This is a genomic window from Amycolatopsis coloradensis, from assembly GCF_037997115.1.
Lineage (GTDB): Bacteria > Actinomycetota > Actinomycetes > Mycobacteriales > Pseudonocardiaceae > Amycolatopsis > Amycolatopsis coloradensis_A.
In genome coordinates, this window is record NZ_CP150484.1 from 4,418,662 (window position 1) to 4,444,809 (window position 26,148).

At 65.2% G+C, this 26,148-nt stretch carries 12 protein-coding genes, 3 rRNA genes, 1 pseudogene and 4 other annotated features; of the genes and pseudogenes, 12 read left to right on the forward strand and 4 right to left on the reverse strand.

The window, feature by feature from the left end; all coding sequences use genetic code 11:
* Positions 1 to 139 precede the first annotated feature (139 nt).
* Positions 140 to 2,230: a sequence feature (most likely nonfunctional fraction of RNA operon), on the forward strand.
* Between the two features lie 18 nt (positions 2,231 to 2,248).
* Positions 2,249 to 2,383 (forward strand) — a sequence feature (16S ribosomal RNA rRNA prediction is too short).
* Positions 2,384 to 2,720: 337 nt separating this feature from the next.
* From LCL61_RS20795 to recN, 9 genes are all read left to right on the forward strand, one after another.
* Positions 2,721 to 5,913, forward strand: a 23S ribosomal RNA gene (locus tag LCL61_RS20795).
* 127 nt (positions 5,914 to 6,040) lie between these two features.
* Positions 6,041 to 6,155 (forward strand): 5S ribosomal RNA (gene rrf / locus LCL61_RS20800).
* A gap of 508 nt (positions 6,156 to 6,663) precedes the next feature.
* Positions 6,664 to 7,166, forward strand: a sequence feature (most likely nonfunctional fraction of RNA operon).
* A 46-nt stretch (positions 7,167 to 7,212) separates the two neighbouring features.
* Positions 7,213 to 8,082, forward strand: a sequence feature (23S ribosomal RNA rRNA prediction is too short).
* Between the two features lie 92 nt (positions 8,083 to 8,174).
* Positions 8,175 to 8,291, forward strand: a 5S ribosomal RNA gene (rrf, locus tag LCL61_RS20805).
* A 163-nt stretch (positions 8,292 to 8,454) separates the two neighbouring features.
* The gene (locus tag LCL61_RS20810; protein ID WP_340688380.1) at positions 8,455 to 10,350 is read left to right on the forward strand and encodes a hypothetical protein; all 1,896 of its coding nucleotides are present in this window, start codon (positions 8,455 to 8,457) and stop codon (positions 10,348 to 10,350) included.
* Positions 10,343 to 11,332, forward strand: coding sequence for an HAD-IIA family hydrolase (locus LCL61_RS20815; protein ID WP_340688381.1), 990 nt, complete (start codon positions 10,343 to 10,345; stop codon positions 11,330 to 11,332). The genes LCL61_RS20810 and LCL61_RS20815 overlap by 8 nt, the downstream gene beginning before the upstream one ends.
* A 58-nt stretch (positions 11,333 to 11,390) precedes the next feature.
* Positions 11,391 to 11,597: a hypothetical protein gene (locus LCL61_RS20820; protein ID WP_039924600.1), complete on the forward strand. Its 207-nt coding sequence runs from the start codon at positions 11,391 to 11,393 to the stop codon at positions 11,595 to 11,597.
* A 4-nt stretch (positions 11,598 to 11,601) separates the two neighbouring features.
* A complete protein-coding gene (locus tag LCL61_RS20825) occupies positions 11,602 to 12,417 on the forward strand; it encodes a TlyA family RNA methyltransferase (protein ID WP_340688382.1) in 816 nt (271 codons plus the stop codon).
* Positions 12,414 to 13,325: an NAD kinase gene (locus tag LCL61_RS20830; RefSeq protein ID WP_072026471.1), complete on the forward strand. Its 912-nt coding sequence runs from the start codon at positions 12,414 to 12,416 to the stop codon at positions 13,323 to 13,325. The genes LCL61_RS20825 and LCL61_RS20830 overlap by 4 nt, the downstream gene beginning before the upstream one ends.
* Positions 13,326 to 13,429: 104 nt before the next feature.
* Positions 13,430 to 15,226, forward strand: coding sequence for a DNA repair protein RecN (gene recN / locus LCL61_RS20835; protein ID WP_340688638.1), 1,797 nt, complete (start codon positions 13,430 to 13,432; stop codon positions 15,224 to 15,226).
* 423 nt (positions 15,227 to 15,649) lie between these two features.
* Here the strand turns inward: recN and LCL61_RS20840 are convergent, their stop codons facing one another.
* From LCL61_RS20840 to LCL61_RS20850, 3 genes and pseudogenes are all read right to left on the reverse strand, one after another.
* Positions 15,650 to 16,663: a YdcF family protein gene (locus LCL61_RS20840; RefSeq protein ID WP_340688383.1), complete on the reverse strand. Its 1,014-nt coding sequence runs from the start codon at positions 16,661 to 16,663 to the stop codon at positions 15,650 to 15,652.
* Between the two features lie 127 nt (positions 16,664 to 16,790).
* Positions 16,791 to 16,988: pseudogene (locus LCL61_RS20845) on the reverse strand (ABC transporter ATP-binding protein); the annotation flags it as partial.
* Positions 16,989 to 17,121: 133 nt separating this feature from the next.
* Entirely contained in the window at positions 17,122 to 19,470 is a 2,349-nt protein-coding gene (locus LCL61_RS20850; protein ID WP_340688384.1) for an excinuclease ABC subunit UvrA, read from the reverse strand.
* 56 nt (positions 19,471 to 19,526) lie between these two features.
* Here LCL61_RS20850 and LCL61_RS20855 point away from each other — a divergent pair, with 56 nt between their 5' ends.
* Positions 19,527 to 20,498, forward strand: coding sequence for a YafY family protein (locus LCL61_RS20855; protein ID WP_340688385.1), 972 nt, complete (start codon positions 19,527 to 19,529; stop codon positions 20,496 to 20,498).
* A gap of 73 nt (positions 20,499 to 20,571) precedes the next feature.
* Here the strand turns inward: LCL61_RS20855 and LCL61_RS20860 are convergent, their stop codons facing one another.
* A complete protein-coding gene (locus LCL61_RS20860) occupies positions 20,572 to 21,042 on the reverse strand; it encodes an Lrp/AsnC family transcriptional regulator (protein WP_340688386.1) in 471 nt (156 codons plus the stop codon).
* Positions 21,043 to 21,204: 162 nt separating this feature from the next.
* Here LCL61_RS20860 and LCL61_RS20865 point away from each other — a divergent pair, with 162 nt between their 5' ends.
* Together LCL61_RS20865 and LCL61_RS20870 are read left to right on the forward strand one after the other, a co-directional pair.
* Positions 21,205 to 24,654, forward strand: a complete 3,450-nt coding sequence (locus tag LCL61_RS20865; protein ID WP_340688387.1) for an indolepyruvate ferredoxin oxidoreductase family protein — start codon at positions 21,205 to 21,207, stop codon at positions 24,652 to 24,654.
* Positions 24,655 to 24,859: 205 nt separating this feature from the next.
* Positions 24,860 to 26,017: an HAF repeat-containing protein gene (locus tag LCL61_RS20870; RefSeq protein ID WP_340688388.1), complete on the forward strand. Its 1,158-nt coding sequence runs from the start codon at positions 24,860 to 24,862 to the stop codon at positions 26,015 to 26,017.
* Positions 26,018 to 26,148: the final 131 nt, after the last annotated feature.

Sequence of the window (26,148 nt, forward strand, 5' to 3'; positions counted from 1 at the left end):
AGCGTTTGAGATGTTCTATCAGACGTGTCGTGAGGCTAAGGCGAGAGACGCAAGTCTCTTTATTGATTGAGTCGTTATATTCGTATCCGGGCTTTGTACCCCCGGGTCATGTATAACCCAAGGCAACTTGCGGTTATATGGTCAAGCGAATAAGCGCACACGGTGGATGCCTTGGCGGTCAGAGGCGATGAAGGACGTGGCAGCCTGCGAAAAGTATCGGGGAGCTGGCAACAAGCTTTGATCCGGTAATGTCCGAATGGGGAAACCCACCCGCTTGCGGGTATCCTGCAGTGAATACATAGCTGCTGGAAGCGAACCTGGTGAACTGAAATATCTAAGTAACCAGAGGAAAAGAAATCAACCGAGATTCCGTAAGTAGCGACGAGCGAACGCGGACTAGCCCTTAAGCTGGATTGGTTCTAGGAAAACGCTCTGGAAAGAGCGGCCATAGAAGGTGATAGCCCTGTATCTGAAAGGGCCATTCCAGTGAAGACGAGTAGGGCGGGGCACGTGAAACCCTGTCTGAACATGGGGGGACCATCCTCCAAGGCTAAATACTACTGACCGACCGATAGTGAACCAGTACCGTGAGGGAAAGGCGAAAAGAACCCCGGAGAGGGGAGTGAAATAGAACCTGAAACCGTGTGCGTACAAGCAGTAGGAGCTCCGCAAGGAGTGACTGCGTACCTTTTGTATAATGGGTCAGCGACTTACTGTTCGTGGCAAGCTTAACCGTATAGGGGAGGCGAAGGGAAACCGAGTCTGATAAGGGCGCATAGTCGCGGGCAGTAGACCCGAAACCGGGTGATCTAGTCATGCCCAGGGTGAAGGTGCGGTAACACGCACTGGAGGCCCGAACCCACTCCCGTTGCAAAGGTAGGGGATGAGGTGTGATTAGGAGTGAAAAGCTAATCGAACCCGGAGATAGCTGGTTCTCCTCGAAAGCTATTTAGGTAGCGCCTCATATGTATCCTCTCGGGGGTAGAGCACTGTTATGGCTAGGGGGTCATCGCGACTTACCAAACCATTGCAAACTCCGAATACCGAGACGGACTGTATGGGAGACACACGGCGGGTGCTAACGTCCGTCGTGAAGAGGGCAACAACCCTGACCACCATCTAAGGTCCCTAAGTTATGGCTAAGTGGGAAAGGATGTGAGGATCCCAAAACAACCAGGATGTTGGCTTAGAAGCAGCCATCATTTAAAGAAAGCGTAATAGCTCACTGGTCGAGTCGGTCTGCGGGGAAGATTTAACGGGGCTAAGCACAGAACCGAAGCTTGGGGTGCATAACTTTGTTATGCGCGGTAGAGGAGCGTTCCGTAAGCCGTTGAAGGTGGATTGAGAAGTCTGCTGGAGGTATCGGAAGTGCGAATGCTGACATGAGTAACGATAATGCGGGTGAAAAACCCGCACGCCGAAAGCCCAAGGTTTCCTTGCGCAACGTTAATCGGCGCAGGGTGAGTCGGCCCCTAAGGCGAGGACGAAAGTCGTAGTCGATGGGAAGCAGGTTAATATTCCTGCACCTCGCGTAAGTGCGATGGAGGGACGGAGAAGGTTAGGTGTACCAGGCGTTGGTTGTCCTGGGGAAAGGCGGTAGGTTTGGATCTTTGGCAAATCCGGGATCCTCTAAGACCGAGCACCGAGACGAGCCTTTATGGCGAAGTCACTGATACCACGCTTCCAGGAAAAGCTCCTAAGCTTCAGCTTACGCAGACCGTACCGTAAACCGACACAGGTGGGTAGGATGAGAATTCTCAGGCGCTTGAGAGAACTCGGGTGAAGGAACTAGGCAACATGGCACCGTAACTTCGGGAGAAGGTGCACCCTTTTTGGTGGCTCGTGCGAGCTATAGCTGAAGAGGGTCGCAGTAACCAGGCCGCTGCGACTGTTTATCAAAATGCATGGCTGTCGTCAGCTCGTGTCGTGAGATGTTGGGTTAAGTCCCGCAACGAGCGCAACCCTTATCCTACGTTGCCAGCGCGTAATGGCGGGGACTCGTGGGAGACTGCCGGGGTCAACTCGGAGGAAGGTGGGGATGACGTCAAGTCATCATGCCCCTTATGTCCAGGGCTTCACACATGCTACAATGGCTGGTACAGAGGGCTGCGATACCGCGAGGTGGAGCGAATCCCTTAAAGCCGGTCTCAGTTCGGATCGCAGTCTGCAACTCGACTGCGTGAAGTCGGAGTCGCTAGTAATCGCAGATCAGCAACGCTGCGGTGAATACGTTCCCGGGCCTTGTACACACCGCCCGTCACGTCATGAAAGTCGGTAACACCCGAAGCCCATGGCCCAACCCGTAAGGGGGGGAGTGGTCGAAGGTGGGACTGGCGATTGGGACGAAGTCGTAACAAGGTAGCCGTACCGGAAGGTGCGGCTGGATCACCTCCTTTCTAAGGAGCAACACATCCACCCCGCCGGGATACCCGGAGCAACGGTGGTGGAGTGGCCGGCACTCAATGCCCGAATGTGGTGTTGTGCTGGTTGCTCAAGGAATTGTGGAACTACTGGTTTATGCCGGTTCGCTTGATGCCCGCACGGGCTAGTACTGCTCCGCAAGGGGCGTGGAACGTGTGCTGCAGGGTCAAGGGAATTTCGGTGTTCACGAGCACGCTGTTGGGTCCTGAGGCAACACGCCAAGGGGCTTACACGAGCTCCAGGTTGTTTGTTTCTGGTGTGGTGTTTGAGAACTGTAGAGTGGATGCGAGCATCTTTGTGGTCAAGTTGTTAAGGGCACATGGTGGATGTCTTGGCTTCAGGAGCCGATGAAGGACGTGGGAGGCTGCGATATGCCTCGGGGAGCTGTCAACCGAGCTGTGATCCGAGGATTTCCGAATGGGGAAACCCAGCACCAGTTATGTGGTGTTACCCGCATCTGAATATATAGGGTGTGTGGAGGGAACGCGGGGAAGTGAAACATCTCAGTACCCGTAGGAAGAGAAAACAACCGTGATTCCGTGAGTAGTGGCGAGCGAAAGCGGAAGAGGCTAAACCATGCACATGTCAAGCTGTCAGGCGTTGTGTGTGTGGTGTTGTGGGACCCAGCGTCGAGGATCTGACAGTCCTCGGAACGATTACGCGTGTTAGTGGAACGCCTTGGGATGGGCGACCGGAGTGGGTGAGAGTCCCGTACGCGAAAACACGTTGTGGATTGTTTGTTTGGTGTTCCCGAGTAGCAGCGAGCTCGTGGAATTTGCTGTGAATCTGCCGGGACCACCCGGTAAGCCTAAATACTTCCTGAAGACCGATAGCGGACTAGTACCGTGAGGGAAAGATGAAAAGTACCCCGGGAGGGGAGTGAAAGAGTACCTGAAACCGTGTGCCTACAAGCCGTCAGAGCCCGAGCACATCCTTGTGATGTTGAGGTGATGGCGTGCCTTTTGAAGAATGAGCCTGCGAGTTAGTGCTGCGTGGCGAGGTTAACCCGTGTGGGGTAGCCGTAGCGAAAGCGAGTCTGAATAGGGCGTCTGAGTCGCGTGGTCTAGACCCGAAGCGGAGTGATCTACCCATGGCCAGGCTGAAGCGTCGGTAAGACGACGTGGAGGGCCGAACCCACTTAGGTTGAAAACTGAGGGGATGAGCTGTGGGTAGGGGTGAAAGGCCAATCAAACTCCGTGATAGCTGGTTCTCCCCGAAATGCATTTAGGTGCAGCGTCACATGTTTCTCCACGGGGGTAGAGCTACTGGATGGTCTAGGGGCCTTACCGGGTTACCGAAATCAACCAAACTCCGAATACCGTGGTGTGAGAGTGTGGCAGTGAGACGGCGGGGGATAAGCTTCGTCGTCGAGAGGGAAACAGCCCAGAACACCAGCTAAGGCCCCTAAGTGTGTGCTCAGTGGGAAAGGATGTGGGATTGCCCAGACAACCAGGAGGTTGGCTTAGAAGCAGCCACCCTTGAAAGAGTGCGTAATAGCTCACTGGTCAAGTGGTCCTGCGCCGACAATGTAGCGGGGCTTAAGCACACCGCCGAAGCTGTGTCATTCACACATATACATCCATCGCCTCCTTGAGAGTGTGATGCAGTGGTGTGGATGGGTAGGGGAGCGTCCTGCATCCAGGGAAGCGGCGGCGGAAGCCAGTCGTGGAGGGTGTGGGAGTGAGAATGCAGGCATGAGTAGCGAATGCAGAGTGAGAAACTCTGCCGCCGGATGACCAAGGGTTCCTGGGCCAGGCTAATCCGCCCAGGGTAAGTCGGGACCTAAGGCGAGGCCGACAGGCGTAGTCGATGGATAACGGGTTGATATTCCCGTACCCGAGCACGTGCGCCCAGGATGAGGCGGTTGATACTAACCACCCAAAGCCAGTTACCGATATCTTCGGATGGAGGTTTCTGTGTGGAGCGTGGGATCTGATTCCGTAGTAGTCGAGTGATGGGGTGACGCAGGAAGGTAGCTCCGCCAGTGAGTGGTAGTACTGGTGTAAGCGTGTAGACCGGAGTGTAGGCAAATCCGCACTCCATTAAGGTTGAGACGTGATGCGTAGCCGATTGAGGCGAAGTAGAGTGATCCTATGCTGCCGAGAAAAGCCTCTAGCGAGTGCGTGCACGGCCCGTACCCCAAACCAACACAGGTGGTCAGGTAGAGAATACTAAGGCGATCGGGTGAACTGTGGTTAAGGAACTCGGCAAAATGCCCCCGTAACTTCGGGAGAAGGGGGGCCAAACACTCTGAAGTCCCTTGCGGACTAGGGGTGGGTGGCCGCAGAGACCAGCGGAAAGCGACTGTTTACTAAAAACACAGGTCCATGCGAAGTCGCAAGACGATGTATATGGACTGACGCCTGCCCGGTGCTGGAACGTTAAGAGGACCGGTTAACCCTTCGGGGTGAAGCTGAGAATTTAAGCGCCAGTAAACGGCGGTGGTAACTATAACCATCCTAAGGTAGCGAAATTCCTTGTCGGGTAAGTTCCGACCTGCACGAATGGCGTAACGACAGGTAGCGAAATTCCTTGTCGGGTAAGTTCCGACCTGCACGAATGGCGTAACGACAGCGGCGCTGTCTCCACCCGAGACTCAGTGAAATTGAAATCGCTGTGAAGATGCAGCGTTCCCGTGGCAAGACGGAAAGACCCCGTGAACCTTTACTATAGCTTTACACTGAACGTTGAGTTCGTCTGTGTAGGATAGGTGGGAGGCTATGAAACTGTGGCGCCAGCTGCAGTGGAGCCATCCTTGAAATACCACCCTGTCGTGCTTGACGTTCTAACCTGGGCCCATTATCTGGGTCGGGGACCGTGTATGGTGGGTAGTTTGACTGGGGCGGTCTCCTCCTAAAGAGTAACGGAGGAGCTCGAAGGTACGCTCAGCGCGGTCGGACATCGCGCACTGTGTGCAAAGGCATAAGCGTGCTTGACTGCAAGATCGACGGATCAAGCAGGTAGGAAACTAGGACTTAGTGATCCGGTGGTTCTGTATGGAAGGGCCATCGCTCAACGGATAAAAGGTACTCCGGGGATAACAGGCTGATACCGCCCAAGAGTTCATATCGACGGCGGTGTTTGGCACCTCGATGTCGGCTCATCACATCCTGGGGCTGTAGTCGGTCCCAAGGGTATGGCTGTTCGCCATTTAAAGTGGTACGCGAGCTGGGTTCAGAACGTCGTGAGACAGTTCGGTCCCTATCTGCCATGGGCGTTGGAGATTTGAGAGGGGCTGCTCCTAGTACGAGAGGACCGGAGTGGACGAACCTCTGGTGTTCCGGTTGTCACGCCAGTGGCATTGCCGGGTAGCTATGTTCGGAAGCGATAACCGCTGAAAGCATCTAAGCGGGAAGCGCGCCTCAAGATGAGATCTCCCGGGGCACAAGCCCCCTGAAGGAACCATGTAGACTACGTGGTTGATAGGTCAGGTGTGTAAGTACAGCAATGTATTGAGCTAACTGATACTAATGATCCGTGCGGCTTGACCATATAACCTCAAGTTGCCTTGGCTTTACGACAACGTCGTAAGAGCATCCAAGTGCACGCTACGTCACAAGATCTATGAGAGGCAGGCGCCTTATCCAGCTGTAACGGATGGCGACGCTCCAACCGCCTCCCTGGTGAAATTAGCGCTGTGGAACCACCCGATCCCATCCCGAACTCGGAAGTGAAACGCAGCTGCGCCGATGGTAGTGTGGCTCAAGCCATGCGAGAGTAGGTCATCGCCAGGGTTTACACCCAAAACCCCGCTGCACGCGCAGCGGGGTTTTCCTTTTTTTGCAGGCCCCCGGTTTCGACCTGGACTTGCAGCAACAACTTCACGAAGAGCTTCAAGTTCCTCAAACAAGTTGTTGACAAAGCTGAAAGGCCTGCCATAATAGGCGGCTCGCAACGACGAAAGACCCTCGGGTCCAACGACGAAGCAGCATCGGCAACAACGTCCACTCCGGTGAGACGGCCTTGAAAAAAGGTGTTGACGAAGCGGAAAAGCCGGCTATAATGGGCGGCTCGCTACGAAGGAAACTTCGCAGCACACGGGAATGGCGCTGAGGCCACTTCCCCGGATCTTTGAAAGTATGCGCAGGTATCTTGTGAAGGCGCCTGCAGGAAGGATGATTGTCCATCTTGCAGACGTTTGATCAAGCAACTATTAATTGTTTTAAAGCAAGCGATACGTTGCCAGCATCAATCATCTGCAGCTTTAAATTTTGATCTTCGGATCATGCAGTTTTAAGTGAAGAGTTTGATCCTGGCTCAGAGTGAACGCTGGCGGTAGGCCTAACACATGCAAGTCGAACGGCAGCACAGGAGAGCTTGCTCTCTGGGTGGCGAGTGGCGGACGGGTGAGGAATACATCGGAATCTACTCTGTCGTGGGGGATAACGTAGGGAAACTTACGCTAATACCGCATACGACCTACGGGTGAAAGCAGGGGACCTTCGGGCCTTGCGCGATTGAATGAGCCGATGTCGGATTAGCTAGTTGGCGGGGTAAAGGCCCACCAAGGCGACGATCCGTAGCTGGTCTGAGAGGATGATCAGCCACACTGGGACTGAGACACGGCCCAGACTCCTACGGGAGGCAGCAGTGGGGAANCCTGCCCGGTGCTGGAACGTTAAGAGGACCGGTTAACCCTTCGGGGTGAAGCTGAGAATTTAAGCGCCAGTAAACGGCGGTGGTAACTATAACCATCCTAAGGTAGCGAAATTCCTTGTCGGGTAAGTTCCGACCTGCACGAATGGCGTAACGACTTTCCGGCTGTCTCAACCACAGGCCCGGCGAAATTGCACTACGAGTAAAGATGCTCGTTACGCGCGGCAGGACGGAAAGACCCCGGGACCTTTACTATAGTTTGGTATTGGTTTTCGGTTCGGCTTGTGTAGGATAGGTGGGAGACTGTGAAGCCGGCACGCTAGTGTTGGTGGAGTCGTTGTTGAAATACCACTCTGGTCGGATTGGGAATCTGAACCTCGGACCATGATCTGGTTCAGGGACAGTGCCTGATGGGTAGTTTAACTGGGGCGGTTGCCTCCTAAAGAGTAACGGAGGCGCCCAAAGGTTCCCTCAGCCTGGTTGGCAATCAGGTGTTGAGTGCAAGTGCACAAGGGAGCTTGACTGTGAGACAGACATGTCGAGCAGGGACGAAAGTCGGGACTAGTGATCCGGCACCACCTGGTGGAAGGGGTGTCGCTCAACGGATAAAAGGTACCCCGGGGATAACAGGCTGATCTTGCCCAAGAGTCCATATCGACGGCATGGTTTGGCACCTCGATGTCGGCTCGTCGCATCCTGGGGCCGGAGTAGGTCCCAAGGGTTGGGCTGTTCGCCCATTAAAGCGGCACGCGAGCTGGGTTTAGAACGTCGTGAGACAGTTCGGTCCCTATCCGCCGCGCGCGTAGGATACTTGAGGAAGGCTGTCCCTAGTACGAGAGGACCGGGACGGACGAACCTCTGGTATGCCAGTTGTCACGCCAGTGGCATGGCTGGTTGGCCACGTTCGGAAGGGATAACCGCTGAAGGCATCTAAGCGGGAAGCCTGTTCCAAGATGAGGTATCCCACCCCTTGTGGGTTAAGGCCCCCAACAGACCATTGGGTTGATAGGCCAGAAATGGAAGCACAGTAATGTGTTGTCGAGTTGACTGGTACTAATAGGCCGAGGACTTGCCCACGAAGATGTTACGCATCCACTCTACAGCTCTGAAACACCACACCGTCTGTGGAACAGGCAGTGTGTGTTGTTTCGTAGTGTTTCGGTGGTTATAGCGTCAGGGAAACGCCCGGTCCCATTCCGAACCCGGAAGCTAAGCCTGACAGCGCCGATGGTACTGCAACCGAAGGGTTGTGGGAGAGTAGGACACCGCCGGACTAACTTCAGGACAGGGTCCTGACCAGGGTTGAGAACCCCAACAGGTTCTCCCCGGTCAGGGCCCTGTCTCTTTTCATGTCCATGGACCGACTAGAATGGTCCGTTGGCCCACCTGACGGGTGGGCGCAAGTGTCGAAACTTTTCAATAGTGGCAGGAGGCCAGGTGTCCGAGTTCGGTCGACGTGACTCAGATGATGGCGCGTCCGGCCGGTCGGGTCGCCGGGACGACAGTCCCCGCGGAGGCCGGTCTGACGCGCAGCGAGGTGACCGGCGCGGTTCCGCCGGCGGCAGGCAGGACCGGGGCGGCCGCGATGGCGGCTACCAGGGCCGCCCGCGCAGGGACGATCGCGGTGCCCGCGGTTCCGGTGGCAGCTACGCCGGCAAGCCCGCGCGCGGCAACGACGGCCCCCGTGACCAGCGCTCCGGTGGCAGCCGGTTCGCAGGTCAGGGACGCGACGAGAGCCGTCCGCGCTACAACAACGACGACCGTCGTGGCCCTGGTGCCGGCGACCGTCGTGACGACCGGTCCGGTGGCCGCGACAACGATCGTCGCGGCGGCTTCCGCACCGACGACCGGCGCGACAGCCGCGACTACAAGGGCGGCGACCGCGGCGGTTACCGCTCGGACAACCGTGGCGGCGACAACCGCGGCGGTTACCGGTCCGACGACCGCGACAGCCGGGACAGCCGTGGCGGCGACCGCGGTGGATACCGCGGCGGCGACAACCGTGACAAGCGCGGCAGTGACAATCGCGGCGGTGACCGTGGGGGCTACCGGTCCGAGAACCGGGGTGGCGACCGCGGTGCTTACCGCTCGTCCGACAGCCGTCCCGAGCGTCGCTACGACAACCGCTCCGACAATCGGTCGGACAGCCGTTCGGACAACCGTTCCGAGGGCCGGTACGAGAAGCGCTCCGACAGCCGCCCGGCTCGTTCCGGCTACGGCTCGGACAACCGCGGCCGTTCCGACGACCGCCCGTCCGGCAACCGTTACGAAGGACGCCCCCAGGGAAAGTCCTACGGCGACCGTGACAATCGGGGTGGCGGTGACGACCGGCGTCCGTCCTATCGCGATGACCGCGGTGGCTCCCGTTCCGGCGGCTACAGCGGCGACCGCCGTCCCAGCGGTGGTGGCTACGAGCGCAAGAGCTTCGGCGACCGCGACAAGCGCGGTGACGACAAGCGCGGTGCCTACCGTCCGTCCGGTGACCGTCCCGACCGCCGTTCGTCCGACCGGCCGGAGAAGCGGTACGACGACAAGCGCGGCGGCTTCGACCGCAAGCGCGACGACCGTCCCCAGCGTGACCGTTCCGAAGGCCGCAAGGACTTCCGTTCGTCTCCGCGCACCGAGGACAGGCCTGTCGACGACGAGACTTTGGCGCGTGAGCTGCTCGAGGCTCCCGAGCTGCCCGAAGGCATCGAGTTCTCCGACCTCGACGAAGAGGTCCGCCGGGAACTCCGCACCCTGCCCAAGGCACTCGCGGAAACCGTCGGCAAGCATCTGGTCGCGGCCGGTGGCCTCGTCGACGAGGATCCCGAAGCCGCCATGGAGCATGCCAAGTACGCGAAGGCCAAGGCGTCGCGGGTCCCGATCGTCCGTGAAGCGCTCGGCCTGGTCGCCTACCACGCGGGCAACTGGTCCGAGGCGCTGTCCGAGCTGCGGGCCGTCCGCCGGATGACCCGGGCCGACGACCACATCGCGATCATCGCCGACGCCGAGCGTGCCATCGGTCGCCCGGAGCGGGCCCTCGACCTCGCGAAGGAGGTCGACAAGGAGCGCCTGTCCAAGGCGACCCAGATCGAACTCGCGATCGTCGCGGCCGGCGCGCGGCGTGACCTCGGTCAGCTGGACGCCGCCGTCGTCTCCCTGCAGGGTGACGACCTCAAGGCGGAGAAGCGCGACCCGTGGAGCGCCCGGCTGTTCTACGCCTACGCCGACAACCTCGCCGCCGCGGACCGCAAGGACGAGGCGATCCGCTGGTTCCTGAACGCGGCAGAGGCCGACGAGGAGGACGAGACCGACGCCGCCGAGCGCGCCGCGGAGCTCACGAATGGCTGACGCCCTGTCGGCCGGGTACGACGCGGTCCTGTTCGACCTCGACGGCACGGTCTATCACGGCAGCACCGTGGTCCCGGGCGCACCGGAAGCGCTCCGGGCGCTTCGGGACCACGGCACGGCCGTCCGTTGGGTGACCAACAACGCCTCCAAGGCACCCGCGGAGGTCTCCGCACACCTGGAGGCACTCGGACTGCCCGCCACCCCCGAAGAGGTCCACACGAGCTCTCAGGCCGCCGCCGCCCTGCTGGGTGAGCGGCTGCCTCAGGGCGCGGTGGTTCTTGTCGTGGGCACGGACTCGCTGGCCGCCCAGATCGAGTCCGTCGGCCTGAAGACGATCCGGGAAGTCGGTCCGGACGTGGCCGCGGTGGTGCAAGGGCACTCGCCGCAGAACACCTGGGCCGCTCTCGCGGAGGCGTGCCTCGCCATCCGCGCGGGCGCGCTGTGGGTGGCGACCAACGTCGACGCGACCCTGCCCAGCGAACGCGGACTGCTCCCGGGCAACGGGTCGATGGTGGCCGCGTTGCGCACCGCCACCGGCGTCGAACCGCTGGTGGCCGGCAAGCCCGCGCCGGGGCTGTTCACGACGGCGGCGCGGGACGCGGGTGCGGAGCGTGCCCTCGTCGTGGGCGACAGGCTGGACACCGACATCGAGGGTGCCGTCGCGGCCGGGATCGACACGCTCTGCGTCCTGACCGGCGTCGCCGACGCGGCATCCCTGATCTCGGCGAGGCCCGAGGAGCGTCCGCGCTACCTCGCGTGGGACCTGTCCGGATTGGGCAGCCGCGCGGACCTTCTCGAAATCGGGCCCAAGGACGGCTGGCGCGTCACCGCACAGGGTGACGTGCTCGAAGCCGACGGTGAAGGCGACTCCCTCGACCTGTTGCGCGCGTTGTGCGCGGCGGCCTGGGAATCGGGGATCACCGAGGTCCGTGGTGTGGGCGACACCGCCCGCGCCGCGCTCGCCGAGCTGCGCCTCGGCTGACCAGCGCTGCTAACTTGGTGGAGTGCAAGACCACTTCCACCCCGTGCCGCGACCGCCGGTGCCGGGCCCTCCGCCGGTGCCCGGGCCACCGGCGGTCCAGGCCGATCAGTTCGCGCAGCAGGACACGGATCCCCGAGCCGGGATCGACGAAGCCGTGGCGGGTCTCGACGACCTCGCCGCGCTTCCGCTCTCGGAGCACGTCGACCGGTTCGAGGCCGTGCACACCGAACTGACGGTGGCGCTGTCCACCATCGACAAGGTCTGACCGCGTGCCCAAACGCGCCCGCCTGGACGCGGAGCTCGTCCGGCGGGGACTCGCCCGTTCCCGGGAGCAGGCGTCGGCGCTGATCGCCGAAGGCAAGGTCACCGTGCGCGGCATGGTGGCCACCAAACCCGCGACCGGGGTCGAGTCCGGCGCGCCGATCGTGGTGCGCGACGGCGACGACCCCGGCTGGGCCTCGCGCGGCGCGCACAAGTTGCTCGGCGCGCTCGAAGCCTTCACCCCGCAAGGTCTTTCCACCGAGGGAAAACGCTGTCTCGACGCGGGCGCCTCGACCGGTGGCTTCACCGATGTCCTGCTGCGCAACGGCGCCGCCACGGTGATCGCCGCCGACGTCGGCCGCGGCCTGCTGGACTGGCGCCTGCGCACCGACGACCGCGTCGTGGTCCTGGACAAGACGAACGTGCGCAACCTGACCCCGGAAGACCTCGGAGGGCAGGTCGACCTCGTGGTCGGGGATCTCTCGTTCATCTCGCTCAAACTCGTGCTGCCCGCGCTGGCCGCCTGCGCGCGGGACGGCGCGGATCTGGTGCCGATGGTGAAACCGCAGTTCGAGGTGGGCAAGGACCGGCTCGGCAGCGGCGGCGTCGTCCGGGACCCGGACCTGCGCGCCGAATCGGTGCTCGGTGTGCTCGCCGAGGCCGAAAAACTGGATCTGAGCCTGCGCGGCGTCGTGGCGAGCCCGCTTCCCGGGCCGTCGGGGAACGTCGAATACTTCGTCTGGCTTACCCGTGGGGCGGGGGAGACCGACGGCACCGACGCCGAGCGGTTCGTCCGGACCGCAGTCCTGGAGGGACCCCAATGAGCGATCGCGAGGTGCTGCTAGTCGTGCACCCGGACCGGGACGCGACCCGGGACGCGGCACGCGAGGTTTCGGCCCGTTTCGCCAAGGCGGGTGTGCGGCTCCGGGTACTCGACGAAGACGTCCGGGAGATGCTGGAAGCCGACGGCGGGATCGGCGCGCCCTGCACGGTCATGGCGCCGGAGCAGGACCCGGCCGCCGGCACCGAGCTGGTGTTCGTGCTCGGCGGCGACGGCACCCTGCTGCGGGCAGCGGAACTGGCGAGGCCGAACGGCGTTCCGGTCCTCGGCGTGAACCTCGGCCGGGTCGGCTTCCTGGCGGAGGCCGATTCGGACAAGCTCGCCGACACCGTCCAGCGTGCCGTCGACGGCGACTATCAGGTCGAAGAGCGGATGACCGTCGATGTCGTCGTGACCGTCGACGGTGAGGAGACCGTCAACACCTGGGCGCTCAACGAGGCCAGCGTCGAGAAGAGCTCACGTGAGCGCGTGCTGGACGCCCTCATCGAGGTCGACGGAAGGCCCGTGTCGTCCTTCGGCTGCGACGGCGTCCTGTGCGCCACCCCGACCGGCTCGACGGCGTACGCGTTCTCCGCGGGCGGGCCGATCATCTGGCCGGACGTCCAGGCCCTGCTGGTGGTCCCGAGCAACGCGCACGCGATGTTCTCCCGGCCGCTGGTCGTCTCGCGGGACTCGGAGATCACCGTCGCCATCGATCCGGACGGTTCGCCCGCCGTCCTGACCTGCGACGGATCGCGGACCTTCGATCTTCCCGCCGGTGCGGCCGTGCGGGTCACCTGCGGCCGGGTGCCGGTGCGCCTGGTCCGGTTGTGGGAAGGCCCGTTCACCGACCGGCTGGTGCACAAGTTCTCGTTGCCGATCAAGGGCTGGCGGGAGCGGCACGCTCGCTGACGGATGTCAGGAAAGGGTCGTTCAGGACGTTTTTTGTCTTGAACGACCCTTTCCTGACGTGCCGGGTGCGGGAATGGTCGGGGTGGGCCGCTACGGTGGGCGTCGTGCTGGCCGAGATGCGCATCCAGGGCCTCGGAGTCATCGAGGACGCCCTGCTGGAACTGCACGCGGGCTTCACCGTCGTCACCGGTGAGACGGGTGCGGGCAAGACCATGGTCGTCAGCGGGTTGCACCTGCTCTCCGGCGGCCGAGCCGAAGTGTCCAAGGTGCGGACGGGAATGCTGAAGGCCTTCGTGGAAGGCCGCTTCGAGCTGGGCGGTGCCGAGGGCGCCACCCGGATCGTCACCGACGCCGGGGCGGAGGTCGACGAGGACGGCAGTGTCATCGCGCTGCGCGCGGTCTCGGTCGACGGCCGGTCCCGTGCCCACCTCGGCGGCCGTTCGGTGCCGGTCGGGGTACTGGCCGATCTGTCCGAGCAGCTGATCGCCGTCCACGGGCAGAACGATCAGCTGCGGCTGCTCCGGCCCGCCGAGCAGCGCGCGGTGATCGACCGGTTCGCCGGTGAGGCCGTCACCGAACCGCTCGAGCGGTATCGCGCCGTCCGGGACGAGTGGCTCGCCGTCGTCGCCGAACTGACCGAGCGTTCCACCCGCTCCCGCGAGATGGCGCAGCAGGCCGACCTGTTGCGCCACGGCCTCGCCGAGATCGACGCCGTCGCGCCGGAACCGGGCGAGGACACGGAACTCACCGAGCAGATCAAGCGGCTCGCCGCGGTCGACGAACTGAGGGCGGCGGCCAGCGCGGCGCACGCCGCCGTCGCCGGTTCGGCGGACGGGGATCCGGACGCGCCCGGCGCCCTGGGGCTGATCGGGGAGGCGAGCCGCCATCTGACCGGTTCCGAAGACGCCGTGCTGCGTGAACTCGGGCCCCGGTTGGACGAGGCGTCGGTGCTGCTGTCCGAAGTGGGCGCCGAGCTGGGCAGCTACCTCGAAACGCTCGACGCCGACCCGGCATTGCTGGAGAAGGTGCTCGCGCGCCAGGCGGACCTGAAGCGGCTCACGCGCAAATACGCGGCAGACGTGGACGGCGTGCTCGCCTGGGCCGACGACGCCCGCCGCCGGATGTCCACGATGGACACCTCCGAAGAGGCGTTGGCCGAGCTGGCCAAGCGCCGCGACGAACTCGCCGTCACGCTGGCGGAACACGCGCTCACGCTGTCGGAGGCGCGGGTCGAGGCCGCCGCCGAACTCGCCGAGGCGATCACCGCCGAGATGTCCGGGCTCGCCATGGGGCATGCCGAGATCGAGATCACCGTCGAGCGGCGCACCGTGGACGAGAGTGACGCCCACGCGGTGAAGGTCGACGGCAGGCTCGTGCACGCCGGGCCCGACGGCGTCGACGATGTCGAGCTGCTACTGAGGGCGCACAACGGCGCGCCGCCGCTTCCGGTGCACAAGGCCGCTTCCGGTGGTGAGCTTTCCCGCGTGATGCTGGCGATCGAGGTCGTCCTCGCGCACGCGGACACCGTGCAGACACTGGTGTTCGACGAGGTCGACGCCGGGGTCGGCGGCCGGGCCGCGGTCGAGATCGGCAGGCGGCTCGCGCGGCTGGCGCGCAGTCACCAGGTCCTGGTGGTCACGCATCTGCCGCAGGTGGCCGCGTTCGCCGATCAGCATCTGGTGGTGGACAAGGGCACCAGCGGCGGCGTGACCCGCAGCGGCGTGCGCGTGCTCGAACAGTCGGAGCGTGTCGTCGAGCTCGCCCGCATGCTCGCCGGAATGGAAAGCACCGAGACCGGCCGGGCGCACGCGGAGGAGTTGCTCGCCGTCGCCGAGGCCGACAAGAGCGCGCCCGACAAGCCCAAAGCCCGTCGCGGCGGAAAGCGAAAGAAGGCGAAGTAGCCTCTGCCTGAGCGAGTCCGTGAAGGCCTCCTTCCCTACCTTCAGGGTGGGGAANCGTCCGATCGAACAGCCGCGCCATCGCCTGCCGGGTGTAAGCGCTCATGCCCAGGACGATGGCCCCGCGAAAACGGTGTTGTCAAACGGATGCTCAGGATTTATCAGTCTCGTGAGTGGTAAGGACGGTTCTAACCGTCCTTACCACTCACGAGACCTGACCGGCTTCTCACGTGACGGACCGGACGACGCGCGTGATCCGGTGGACGACACGCGTGACTGGATGGACGACACGCCCGTGGCCGGGCTCCGCCGCGAGTCGTCCATCCAAACACACGAGTCGTCCATCCAAACACGCGTGTCGTCCGCCCAGTCACGCGAAACCGCCATCCGCGCACGGGCAGTACGTACCTGAGACACGGTACCCACTCACGAAAAGGCACGGGAGACCTGCGAAAGCACGATGAGCCCGCAGAAGACCAGGTTCTTGTACTTGTGGTCCACCAGGATGGCCACGAATTCGCGAAGGGTGGCGCTCGGCCAGAAGTACCAGGCCGTCGGCGATCCGATGACCTGACCGTTCACCTTGGCGCGGCGGGCGATGAGGGCGGCGCGGAGCACGTGGAAGTTGTTCGTGACCACCGTGCACCGGTAGTCCGCCTTCCGCTGCTTCATGATCTCGGCGCTGAAGGTGAGGTTCTCGAAGGTCGTCCGCGAGCGGTCTTCGAGGAGGATCCGCTCCCTCGGCAGCCCGTTTTCGACCAGGTAGCCCGCCATGGCATGGGACTCCGGCAGGTCCTCGTCGGGTCCTTGCCCGCCCGAGGTGACCACCATCGGCTCCCGGCCGCGCCGGGCTTCGGCGTCGATGACGCGTTTGGCCCGGTTCAGGCGGCCCGCCAGCAGCGGCGGCACCCGGTGCCCGTCCAGCAGGCCCGAACCCAGCACCACGACGAAGTCCACGCCCTTTTCGGTGCGGATGCGGCCGTAGACGATCGAGTACAGGAGGAAGCAGACGAAGAGAAACGAGAAGTAGACGACGATTCCGTTCAGGATGCCCCGGACGATGTCGAGCGGCTCCCAGGCGAGTTGCGTGACCGTCGCGTTGAAGACGATCAGTGCGCAGATGCCGAGCCCCGTCAGCAGCGAAAGGACGTTGGCCAGCCGCCGTCCCTCGCGGCGGAGCATGGTGATCCCGTTGCAGATCAGGAAGACCGTCAGCGCCAGAACCGTCGGGATGATCATCAGGATCACGCCGACCGCGACGAACCCCGCCGCCTCGGGCGACACCGAGGCGAGCAGCGCGATGAAGGTCACGCCGAGGAACAGCAGCGCGAAGAAGAGGTAAAAGCCGTTCCGCAGCCGGCGTCGGTCGCGCAGGAAGCTCACGAGGAACGCCGCGCAGCACAAGGCCGCGATGGCGAAGGGGATTGCAGCGGCCTTCACGAGAACTCCAGCCTGGGGACGATGCGGGCACTCGAGTGTCGGCACGCGGTGCGGCGGCATTCAAACACACGGCTGAACCGCTGGGCGCATCTCCCGCGGGTGTGTCGCCTTTCCTGGCCCGAGTGTGTCACCGGGCGCGTTGCACAGGCCGCTCGTCCCACACCGGTTCCGCGGTTTCGCGTACGTGTCCGTCCGAGCCGAACACGAGGTACCGATCAAAGGAGCGCGCGAACCACCGGTCGTGCGTCACCGCGATCGCGGTGCCTTCGTAGGCTTCCAACGCCTGCTGCAGCGCTTCCGCCGAGGCGAGGTCGAGGTTGTCGGTCGAGACCGGCAAGGTGCCCGGCCTCGACCAGGCGATGAAGGCGAACCAGGCGTGCGAGCCGGTCGCCTAGATCACACGGGTTCGAGCGAAGAACTGTTCGGTACCGGCGTGCCGGGCAAAGCCCGATGGGGAATCATCGCGCTCGCCCGGGAACTGTTCCCGGGCGGGTGGGTGTTCCCGGCGCCGTCCGGCGCCGGGAACGCGTTCGCAGATGACGCCCGGTGATCGACGCGGAGTCCTCGGCCAGTGCCGACGGCGTGCCCTCGAACACCACTGTCCCGCCGTCGGCTCCCGCGCCCGGCCCGATGTCGATGACGTGGTCGGCGTGCGCGATCACCCGTTGGTCGTGTTCGATCAGGACGAGTGTCGCGCCGCCGTCGACGAGTTCGTCGCAGAGGGCGAGCAACCGGTCGACGTCGCTGCCGTGCAGTCCGGCGGTGGGTTCGTCGAGCACCAGGCGCAGTTCTTCCGCGGGGCCGGCGTCGGCGAGATGGCGGGCGAGCAGCAGCCGTTGCCGTTCGCCGCCGGACAAGGTGTCGAGGCTCTGTCCGATGGTCAGGTAGCCGAGCCCGACCCGGTCCAGCCAGCGCAACCGCCTGCCGATGGCGGACCGCTCGCCGAACAGGGCGGCGGCGTCCGTCGGGTTCATCGCCAGGACGTCGGCGATGGTCCGGCCGTTCAAGCGCGCGGCGAGCGCGTCCGGGTTGAACCGGGTGCCGCCGCAGGCGTCACAGCCGGTCTGGACGTCGTCGAGGAAGGCCAGATCGGTGATGATGACGCCCTTCCCCTTGCAGACCGGGCACGCGCCGCGGCCGTTGGCGCTGAACCACGACGGATGTTTCCCGGTGGCCTTCCCGAAAGTTTCGCGAATGGGCTCGGCGACGCCCAGCACCGTGGCGGGTGTGGACCGGATGCCACCGCGCAGCGGGGCCTGGTCGACGACGACGAAATCGGGATGCTGCCGGGGAAGTTCACCCGTGATCAGGCTGCTCTTGCCGGAACCGGCGACACCCGAGACGACGGTCAGGACGCCGAGCGGCACGTCGACGGTGACGTCACGCAGGTTGTGGCTGCGGGCGCCGGAGATCGTCACGGCGCCGCGCGCGGTGCGCGTCCGCTGCCGGAAGTGAAGCGGGGTACCGAGAATCCGCCCGGTCTCGGTGCCCGCCGCGATGAGTTCGCCGGGACTGCCTTCGAACTGGATCCGCCCTCCGCCGTCACCACCGCCGGGCCCGAGGTCGATGACGTGATCCGCGGCCGCGATGACCGCGGGATGGTGCTCGACCACGAGGATCGTGTTGTGCGCGTCGCGGAGCTTGGCCAGCAGTTCGAGGAGACGGTGCACGTCGTGCGGGTGCAGGCCGGTACTGGGCTCGTCGAACACGTAACAGACGTCGCTGAGCGCGCTGCCGAGATGGCGGACGATCTTGACGCGCTGGGCCTCGCCGCCGGACAGCGTCCTCGACTCGCGGGACAGGCTCAGGTAGCCGAGACCGACCGAGTCCAGGGCGTCGAGGCGTTCCCGGATCGCCCGCAGCAGCGGCGCCACCGACGGAACGCACACTTTCGCGACGACGTCCCGCAATTCGCCGACCGGCAGCGCCGACCAGTCCGCGATGGACCGTCCGTCGATCAGGCTGCCGCGCGCCGCCTCGGACAGGCGGGTTCCCGCGCACTCCGGGCAGACGCCGCGGATGACGACTCCGGCGAGCCCTTCCTGTTCCTCGGCGGTGAGTCGTGAGGGAGTCTTGCGCAGGTACGTGTCGCGCAACCGCGGGACGATACCGTCGAAGAGGCCGTGCTTGGGGTAGTCGGAGCCGGGGGAGTCGAGGGGGAGTCCTTCGGCGTGCAGCAGCGTTTCGACCTTCGCCGACGGCAATCGTTCCAACGGGACATCGGGGTCGACGAGTCCGGAGTGGACGAGCCGTTTCCACCGGTAGGTCCCCGGGGCGAACGTCGGGAAACGCACGGCGCCGTCGCGCAGGCTCAGCGAGCGGTCGAGCAGCCGGTCGAGATCGATTTCGTCGACCACGCCGAGCCCTTCGCAGCGCGGGCACATCCCGGCCGGATCGTTGAACGAGTAGGCGGGCGAGAATCCGGCGTTCGGTTCGCCGACGCGGGAGAAGAGCAGACGCAGCAGTGGCGCGATGTCGCTCGCCGTGCCGACGGTGGACCGCGCGTTGCCGGTGAACCGCCGCTGATCGACGATCGTGGTGAAGACCAGCCCGTCGATCCGGTCGACGTCGGCGGGCGGATGCTGGGGCAGCCGGTTCCGCACGAAGGCGGGATAGCTCCCGGTGACCAGGCGTTCGGCTTCGGCCGCGATCGTGTCGAAGGCCAGCGACGACTTCCCGGACCCGGATACGCCGGTGAACACCGTCAGCCGGTGTTTCGGCACCCGCACCGAAACGTCGCGGAGGTTGTGCGTCCGGGCACCTTCCACCGTGATCCACCGGCCCCGGTCTGCTTGAACTTTCGCCATGAACCGAGGCTACGATGAGATGTGGCCGGTTTTCGGCCACAATTACGGGAGGCGTCGTGACGGCACCACGGGAACGGATGCTGCGGCTGTTGTCGCTCCTGCAGTCCGGCCGGGCGTGGCCCGCCGCCGAACTCGCGACGGCCATGGAAGTCCCGCCGCGCACGCTTCGCCGGGACATCGACCACATTCGCGGTCTGGGCTATCCCGTGGAGAGCAGCCGCGGCCCCGGCGGCAACTACCGGCTCGTCGCGGGAAGCGCGCTGCCGCCGCTCATGCTGGAACACGACGAGGCGATCGCCACCGTGCTCGGGCTGCGGCTCGCCGCGGCGGGCGGCACCGGCATCGACCTGACCGCCGAATCGGCAGACCGCGCCGCCGCGAAACTCCGGCGTGTCCTGCCGGCGGCGCTGCGCAGGCGGACCGACGAAATGCTCGCAGCGGTCGAGTTCGGGAGCGGTGAACAGCCGCGGGTCACCCAAGACGTCCTGAACGTCCTCGCCGCGGCGATCGCGGCTCGTCGATGCCTCGAATTCGCGTACACGGCGAAGGACGGCCCGTCGTCACGGACGGTCGAGCCGATGCGCCTCGTCCAGCTCGGCAGAAGGTGGTACCTGTACGCGTGGGACCTCGGCAGGCGGGATTGGCGGAGCTTCCGGCTCGACCGGATCGCCGGGCCGAGGACGACGGACGTGGCGTTCGAGCCGCGTGAGCTCCCGGTCGACGACGTCGCGGCCCACCTTCAGGAACGCTTTCACAGCCCGAAATCGCTCCGGATCACGCTGACCCTGGACGTCGGCGCGGAGGAGGCCGCCGCCCGTCTGCATCGGATCGACGGGAGTTTCGAAGCCCTGGGCGACGACAGGTGCCGGTATGTCGCCCATGTCGACTCCTTCGAGTGGCTGGCCGTCGTCCTCTTGCTCACCGACATCGGGTTCACGGTGGAAGAACCGGCGGAATTCGGCGAGTACCTCGCGCGAACGGGGGACCGGTTGATGCGGGGGAGCAAGAAGCCCGGCCCACGGGACTGACCGGCGCCGTGGCTTTGGCGCGACTCGCGTGATCAGAGGGCGAACACGCCGGGGCCGTGTCTTCCGGCTGGAATCACGGGTGTTCCGGGTGGGGCCACTGCTGCCCCCGCGTCCAGGAGTCCAGCACCATCAGCGTCTTCGTGCCCGTCACCTGGTGGTGTCGCCGGATCTCGTCGATGGTCTGCTGCAGATGGCCCATGTCCCGCACCCGCAGCCAGACGAGCGCGTCGGGGTCGCCGGCGATGGTGAACACCGCCTGGGCCTCGGGCATCCGGGTGGTGGTGCGGACGATCTCGCCGACCTTGGTGGTCCCGGTGAACCGCAGCTCGGTGAACGCCTCGATGGCCCAGCCGAGTTTGGCGTGGTCGATCTGGACGGTGTAGCCGACGATGACGCCATTCTCCTGCATACGGTCGATGCGGCGTTTGACGGCCGCCGTCGACAGCGTGACGCGGGCCCCGATGTCGCCCAGCGTGCGCCGGGCGTCCTCCCGCAACAGTTCGAGGATCTCGCGATCGGTCTCGTCGATGAGCTGGTCCGCCATGAGCAAGGATGGTACGCAGACGCAACAGATATCGGCCACCGCGGAAGATGGGCCGGATTTTTTGCGTGCCGAGTGCCAATAGACTGCCGCCTGTTGCGACGGCCCGCGAGGTCGGGTCTCCTGTCGTGACGTCGCGCGGGGGTGCCGAAGGAGGCAGGTCTGGTGGAGCAGTTCACGTTGGAGGACCGGTATCTGCGGGAGGACGGCACCGTCTATCTCAGCGGCGTCCAGGCCCTGGTCCGGATGCTGTTCGACCGGGTGCGGCACGACCGCGCCGCCGGGGCCTCGCCCGCCGTGTTCGTCTCCGGCTACGAGGGATCCCCGCTGGCCGGATACGACCTCGAGCTCGGCCGCCGCTCCGTCCTGCTCGAGAAGCACGATGTCGTGCACCGCCCCGGCTTGAACGAGGAGCTCGCCGCGACGGCGGTCATGGGCAGTCAGCTCACCGCGTCGGTCGGCTCGTCACGCGGCGGGGTCACCGGGTTCTGGTACGGCAAGGCACCCGGTCTGGACCGGGCGACCGACGCACTGCGGCACGCCAATCTCGCGGGGACCGACCCGGCCGGTGGTGCGGTGGCGCTGGTCGGCGACGACCCGAACGCCAAATCCTCCTCGGTGCCGTGCGCCTCCGAGCTCGCGCTGGCCGACCTGGCGATGCCGGTGTTCTTCCCGTCCGATTCCCAGGACGTGCTGGACTTCGGCCTGCACGCGGTCGAGCTGTCCAGGGCGAGTGGTCTGTGGTCGTCGATGAAACTCGTGGCGAACGTGGCCGACGCCGCGAGCACCGCCCACGTCCGCCCCCGGTGGACCGCGCCGGAGCTTGCAATGCCCGCGTACCGGCACAAGCCCAGCTCCCGGCTGCTCGGCACCACGTTGATGGCGCTCGAACGCAGCCTGTACACCGAACGTCTGCCGCTGGCCGTCGAATACGTGCGCGCGAGCGGGGTCAACCGGATCGTCCAGGAAGGACCCGCGGACCGGATCGGCATCGTGACCGCCGGGAAGTCCTATTTGGACCTCATGCAAGCACTGCGGCTGCTCGGCCTGGACGCCGACGCGTTGTCCCGGCACGGGATCCGGATTCTCAAACTCGGCGTCATCCACCCGTTGGAACCGTCGATCGTCCGCCGGTTCGCCGACGGCCTGAGCGAGATCGTCGTGGTGGAGGAGAAGCGTTCCTTCGTGGAGTCGGCGATCAAGGAGGTGCTGTACGGCACCGCCAGCGCGCCCGCCGTGTACGGCAAGACCGGCCCGGGCGGCCGCACCCTGTGCACCGAACTCGGTGAACTCGACCCGGACGCCATCGCCAGGGTGCTGGCCGCCCGGCTGAGCGACCACCACGAGATCCCGTCGGTGACCGCGTGGCGGCAGCGGCGGCGCCGTGAGCGCATCTCGGTGCCGTTGCTGACCAGGACGCCGTACTTCTGCTCCGGCTGCCCGCACAACTCGTCGACCAAGGTGCCCGAGGGAACCGTGGTGGGCGGCGGGATCGGCTGCCACGCCATGGCGTTGTTCATGGAACCGGAACAGGTCGGGGACGTGGTCGGGCTGACCCAGATGGGCGGCGAGGGCGCGCAGTGGCTCGGGATGGAGCCGTTCGTCGACGCCTCGCATTTCGTGCAGAACATCGGCGACGGCACGTTCACCCATTCCGGCAGCCTCGCCGTCCGGGCGGCGGTGGCCGCCGGGGTGAACATCACCTACAAGATCCTCTACAACGCCACCGTCGCGATGACCGGCGGTCAGGACGCTGTCGGCGGGCTCTCGGTGGACCGGCTGGCGTCGCTGCTGCTGGTCGAAGGCGTCGCGAAGGTGGTCATCACCAGCGACGAACCGAAGCGGCTCCGCGGCCTGCGCCTGCCCGACGGCGTCGAGGTCCGGCACCGCGACGAAGTGCTGAGCACGCAAGAGGAACTGGCCCGCGTTCCCGGGGTCACGGTGCTCATCCACGACCAGGAATGCGCCGCCGAGAAGCGCCGCAAACGCCGTCGCGGCAAACTGGACACCCCCGCCGCCAAGGTCGTGATCAACGAGCGGGTGTGCGAAGGATGCGGCGACTGCGGCGAGAAGTCGAACTGCCTGTCGGTGCAGCCGGTCAGCACCGAGTTCGGCCGCAAGACCGCGATCCACCAGTCGTCGTGCAACGTGGACTACTCGTGCCTGGCGGGGGACTGCCCGTCGTTCATGACGGTGGTGCCCACAGGGCGCAAACACCGGGCGCGGCTCGCGGAGATCACGGCGGCCGAACTGCCTGAGCCCGAGACCTCCGGCACCGACTTCACCGTGCGGATCACCGGCGTCGGCGGGACCGGCGTGGTCACCGTCGCGCAGATCCTCGCCACGGCCGCCGTGATCGAGGGCAAGCAGGTCCGGACACTGGACCAGACCGGGCTCGCGCAGAAGGGTGGCGCCGTCGTCTCGGATCTGAAGATCACCGCAGAGCCGGCGCCGCTGGCCCCGAAACTCGCGACCGGGGAATGCGATCTCTACCTGGCCTGTGACGTCCTCGTCGGCGCGGACCCCGCGAATCTGACGGTGACCGATCCCGCCCGGACCATCGCGGTGGTCTCCACGACCGAGGTGCCGACCGGCCGGATGGTCGTCGACACCACCGTTTCGTTCCCCGACGCGGCGGCGGTGCGGGGCGCGATCTCGGAGAGTATGGCGCGGACCGTGGCGCTCGACGCGCGGGCGCTGGCGGAAACCCTGTTCGACGACGACCAGTTCGCCAACATCCTCCAGCTCGGCGCGGCTCACCAGACCGGCGCCATCCCGCTGGACGCGGCGAGCGTGGAGCGCGCGATCGAACTCAACGGGGTCGCGGTCGCGGGCAACCTTCAGGCGTTCCGGCGCGGCAGGCAGCTCGTCGCCGATCCTGACGGACTGCATGCCGCGATCGCCCCGCCCACCGTCGCCGCGACCCCCGCCCCGTCGGCCGCCATGCTGCGCGCCCGCGCGCTCGTCCACGCCGAGCCGGGCTCGGAACTCGCGCGGCTGCTGGACATCCGCGTGCCCGAACTCGTCCGGTACCAGGATGTTCGGTACGCGCGGGAGTACGCCGAGTTCGTCGAGCGCGTCCGGGTCCTGGAAGGGGACTCGACCGCCGTCACCGAAGCGGTGGCGCGAAACCTGCACAAACTGATGGCCTACAAGGACGAGTACGAGGTCGCGCGGCTCTCGCTCGATCCCGCCGTGCTCGCCGGGATCGAGGCGGAGTTCGGCGTCGGCAGCCGCTACGCCTACCGTCTGCACCCACCCTTCCTGCGCGCGCTGGGCATGAAACGGAAGATCGCGCTCGGCCCGAAGTTCCGTCCCGTGTTCGTCGCACTGCGTGCCGCGCGGAAGCTGCGCGGCACCCGCTGGGACCCGTTCGGCAAGGCGCATGTCCGGAAGGTGGAACGGGAACTCGTCACGCAATACCGGGAAACGATCCTCACCGCTTTCGCCACCGAGAGCGCGGACCGCGGCAGGATCCTGGCCCTGGCGGAGCTGCCCGATCTGGTCCGCGGGTACGAGGACGTCAAACTGGCGAACGTCGAGGCTTACCGGCGGGAACAGACCGCGCTCCTCGCCGAACTCGTGCAGGGGGACAGGCTCGGCGCGAGCACTTGAGGGAATCAGTTCGTGTACGCCGACAGCTGATCCAGGACGGGGTAGGGTTCCGGCCCGGCCGACCGGATTTTGTCGCCATGGTGCGCTTTTTTGTACTTCCGGACGACCTTTTCGGCGACGAAGCCGGTCGGCTGTCCGGGTGCGTTACTGTCGCACCGGGGTCCGCGCATGACACACCACTGATCGGGATTGGGGAGTCATCGTGATGAGGAATCGTGTGCCCGTCGCTCGAAGACGGATCTTTTCGCTGGTAGCGGCTCTTGTCGTGGTCACCGGCGCGGTGACGGGGACCGCGCAGGCCACCCCGGTGGGACCGGTGGATCTCGGGACGTTGCCCGGGGACGACGAGAGCACGGTCCTGGCGGTCAACGAGGCAGGGGAGATGGTCGGGCTCTCGTTGGCGGGCCCCGTCCCGAAACGCAGCCGTCCGGTCCGGTGGGACGCCAACGGCCAGATCATGGCGCTGCCCACGCCGGGCGGCACCGAGGGGCAGGTCCGTGACATCAACGGTCTCGGGGTGTCCGCCGGCTACGTGCTGACCGCGACCACCGCCGTGCCCGCCCGCTGGGACGCCGCGGGCCAGGCGACCCTGTTGCAGCTTCCGCCCGGCTACCACAACGCCACCGCGTGGGCGATCAGCGACACCAACGTCGTCGTCGGGAGCTGGCTGACGCCGGACGACCGGTTCCACGGGTTCCGCTGGGATCCGGATGGTGCGGCCACCGACCTCGGGACGTTGCCCGGCGAGACCTGGAGCATGGCCGACGGTATCTCCGCCGACGGCACCATCGTCGTCGGCGGCGCCGTCCGCTCCGCGGCGAACCAGGCCGTACGGTGGGTGGACGGCGGGCCGATCACCGAACTGGCGCCGCAGGGCGTGAGCAGCGGGGCGAGCCGCATCAACGACGGCGGCGTGGCCGCCGGAACCTTCCGCGGAACCACCAGCGGGCCCCCTCTTCCGGCGAAGTGGGACCGGGACGGCGTGCTCCATCCCCTTGACTGGCCCAGCCCGCACTCGGTCTGGATCTACGGGATCGGCTCCACCGGTTACGTGGTCGGTTCCGGTTACCTGAACCCGCCTCGCCGATCGGCCCTGATCTGGAACCTCGACGGCGACGTCGCCGCATTGCCCGACGACGGTCTCGGCGCCGACGCCGAATCGGTCAACGCCCACGGCACCGTCGCAGGCACTTTCCGGAGCAAGGCGACGGTCTGGTTCCTCGACGGGGAACGCAGGCAGCTCGGCACGCTGCCGGGCGGCACCCGCAGCCAGGGGTACCGGATCACCGACAACGGCCGTGTGGTCGGGACCTCCGCCAACGCCACCGGAAAGTCGCACGCGGTGTACTGGACGCTCGGCTAGCAGCCGACACGTCCGGGCGCGCTTGACGCAACGGGACACGGTCGCCTTCGCGAAGTCTGCCGAATATCCGCTGGACGGCAGGACCAGACTCGGTGTGGGTACCTCATCGAGCGAAGGAAGCGATCTTGGGC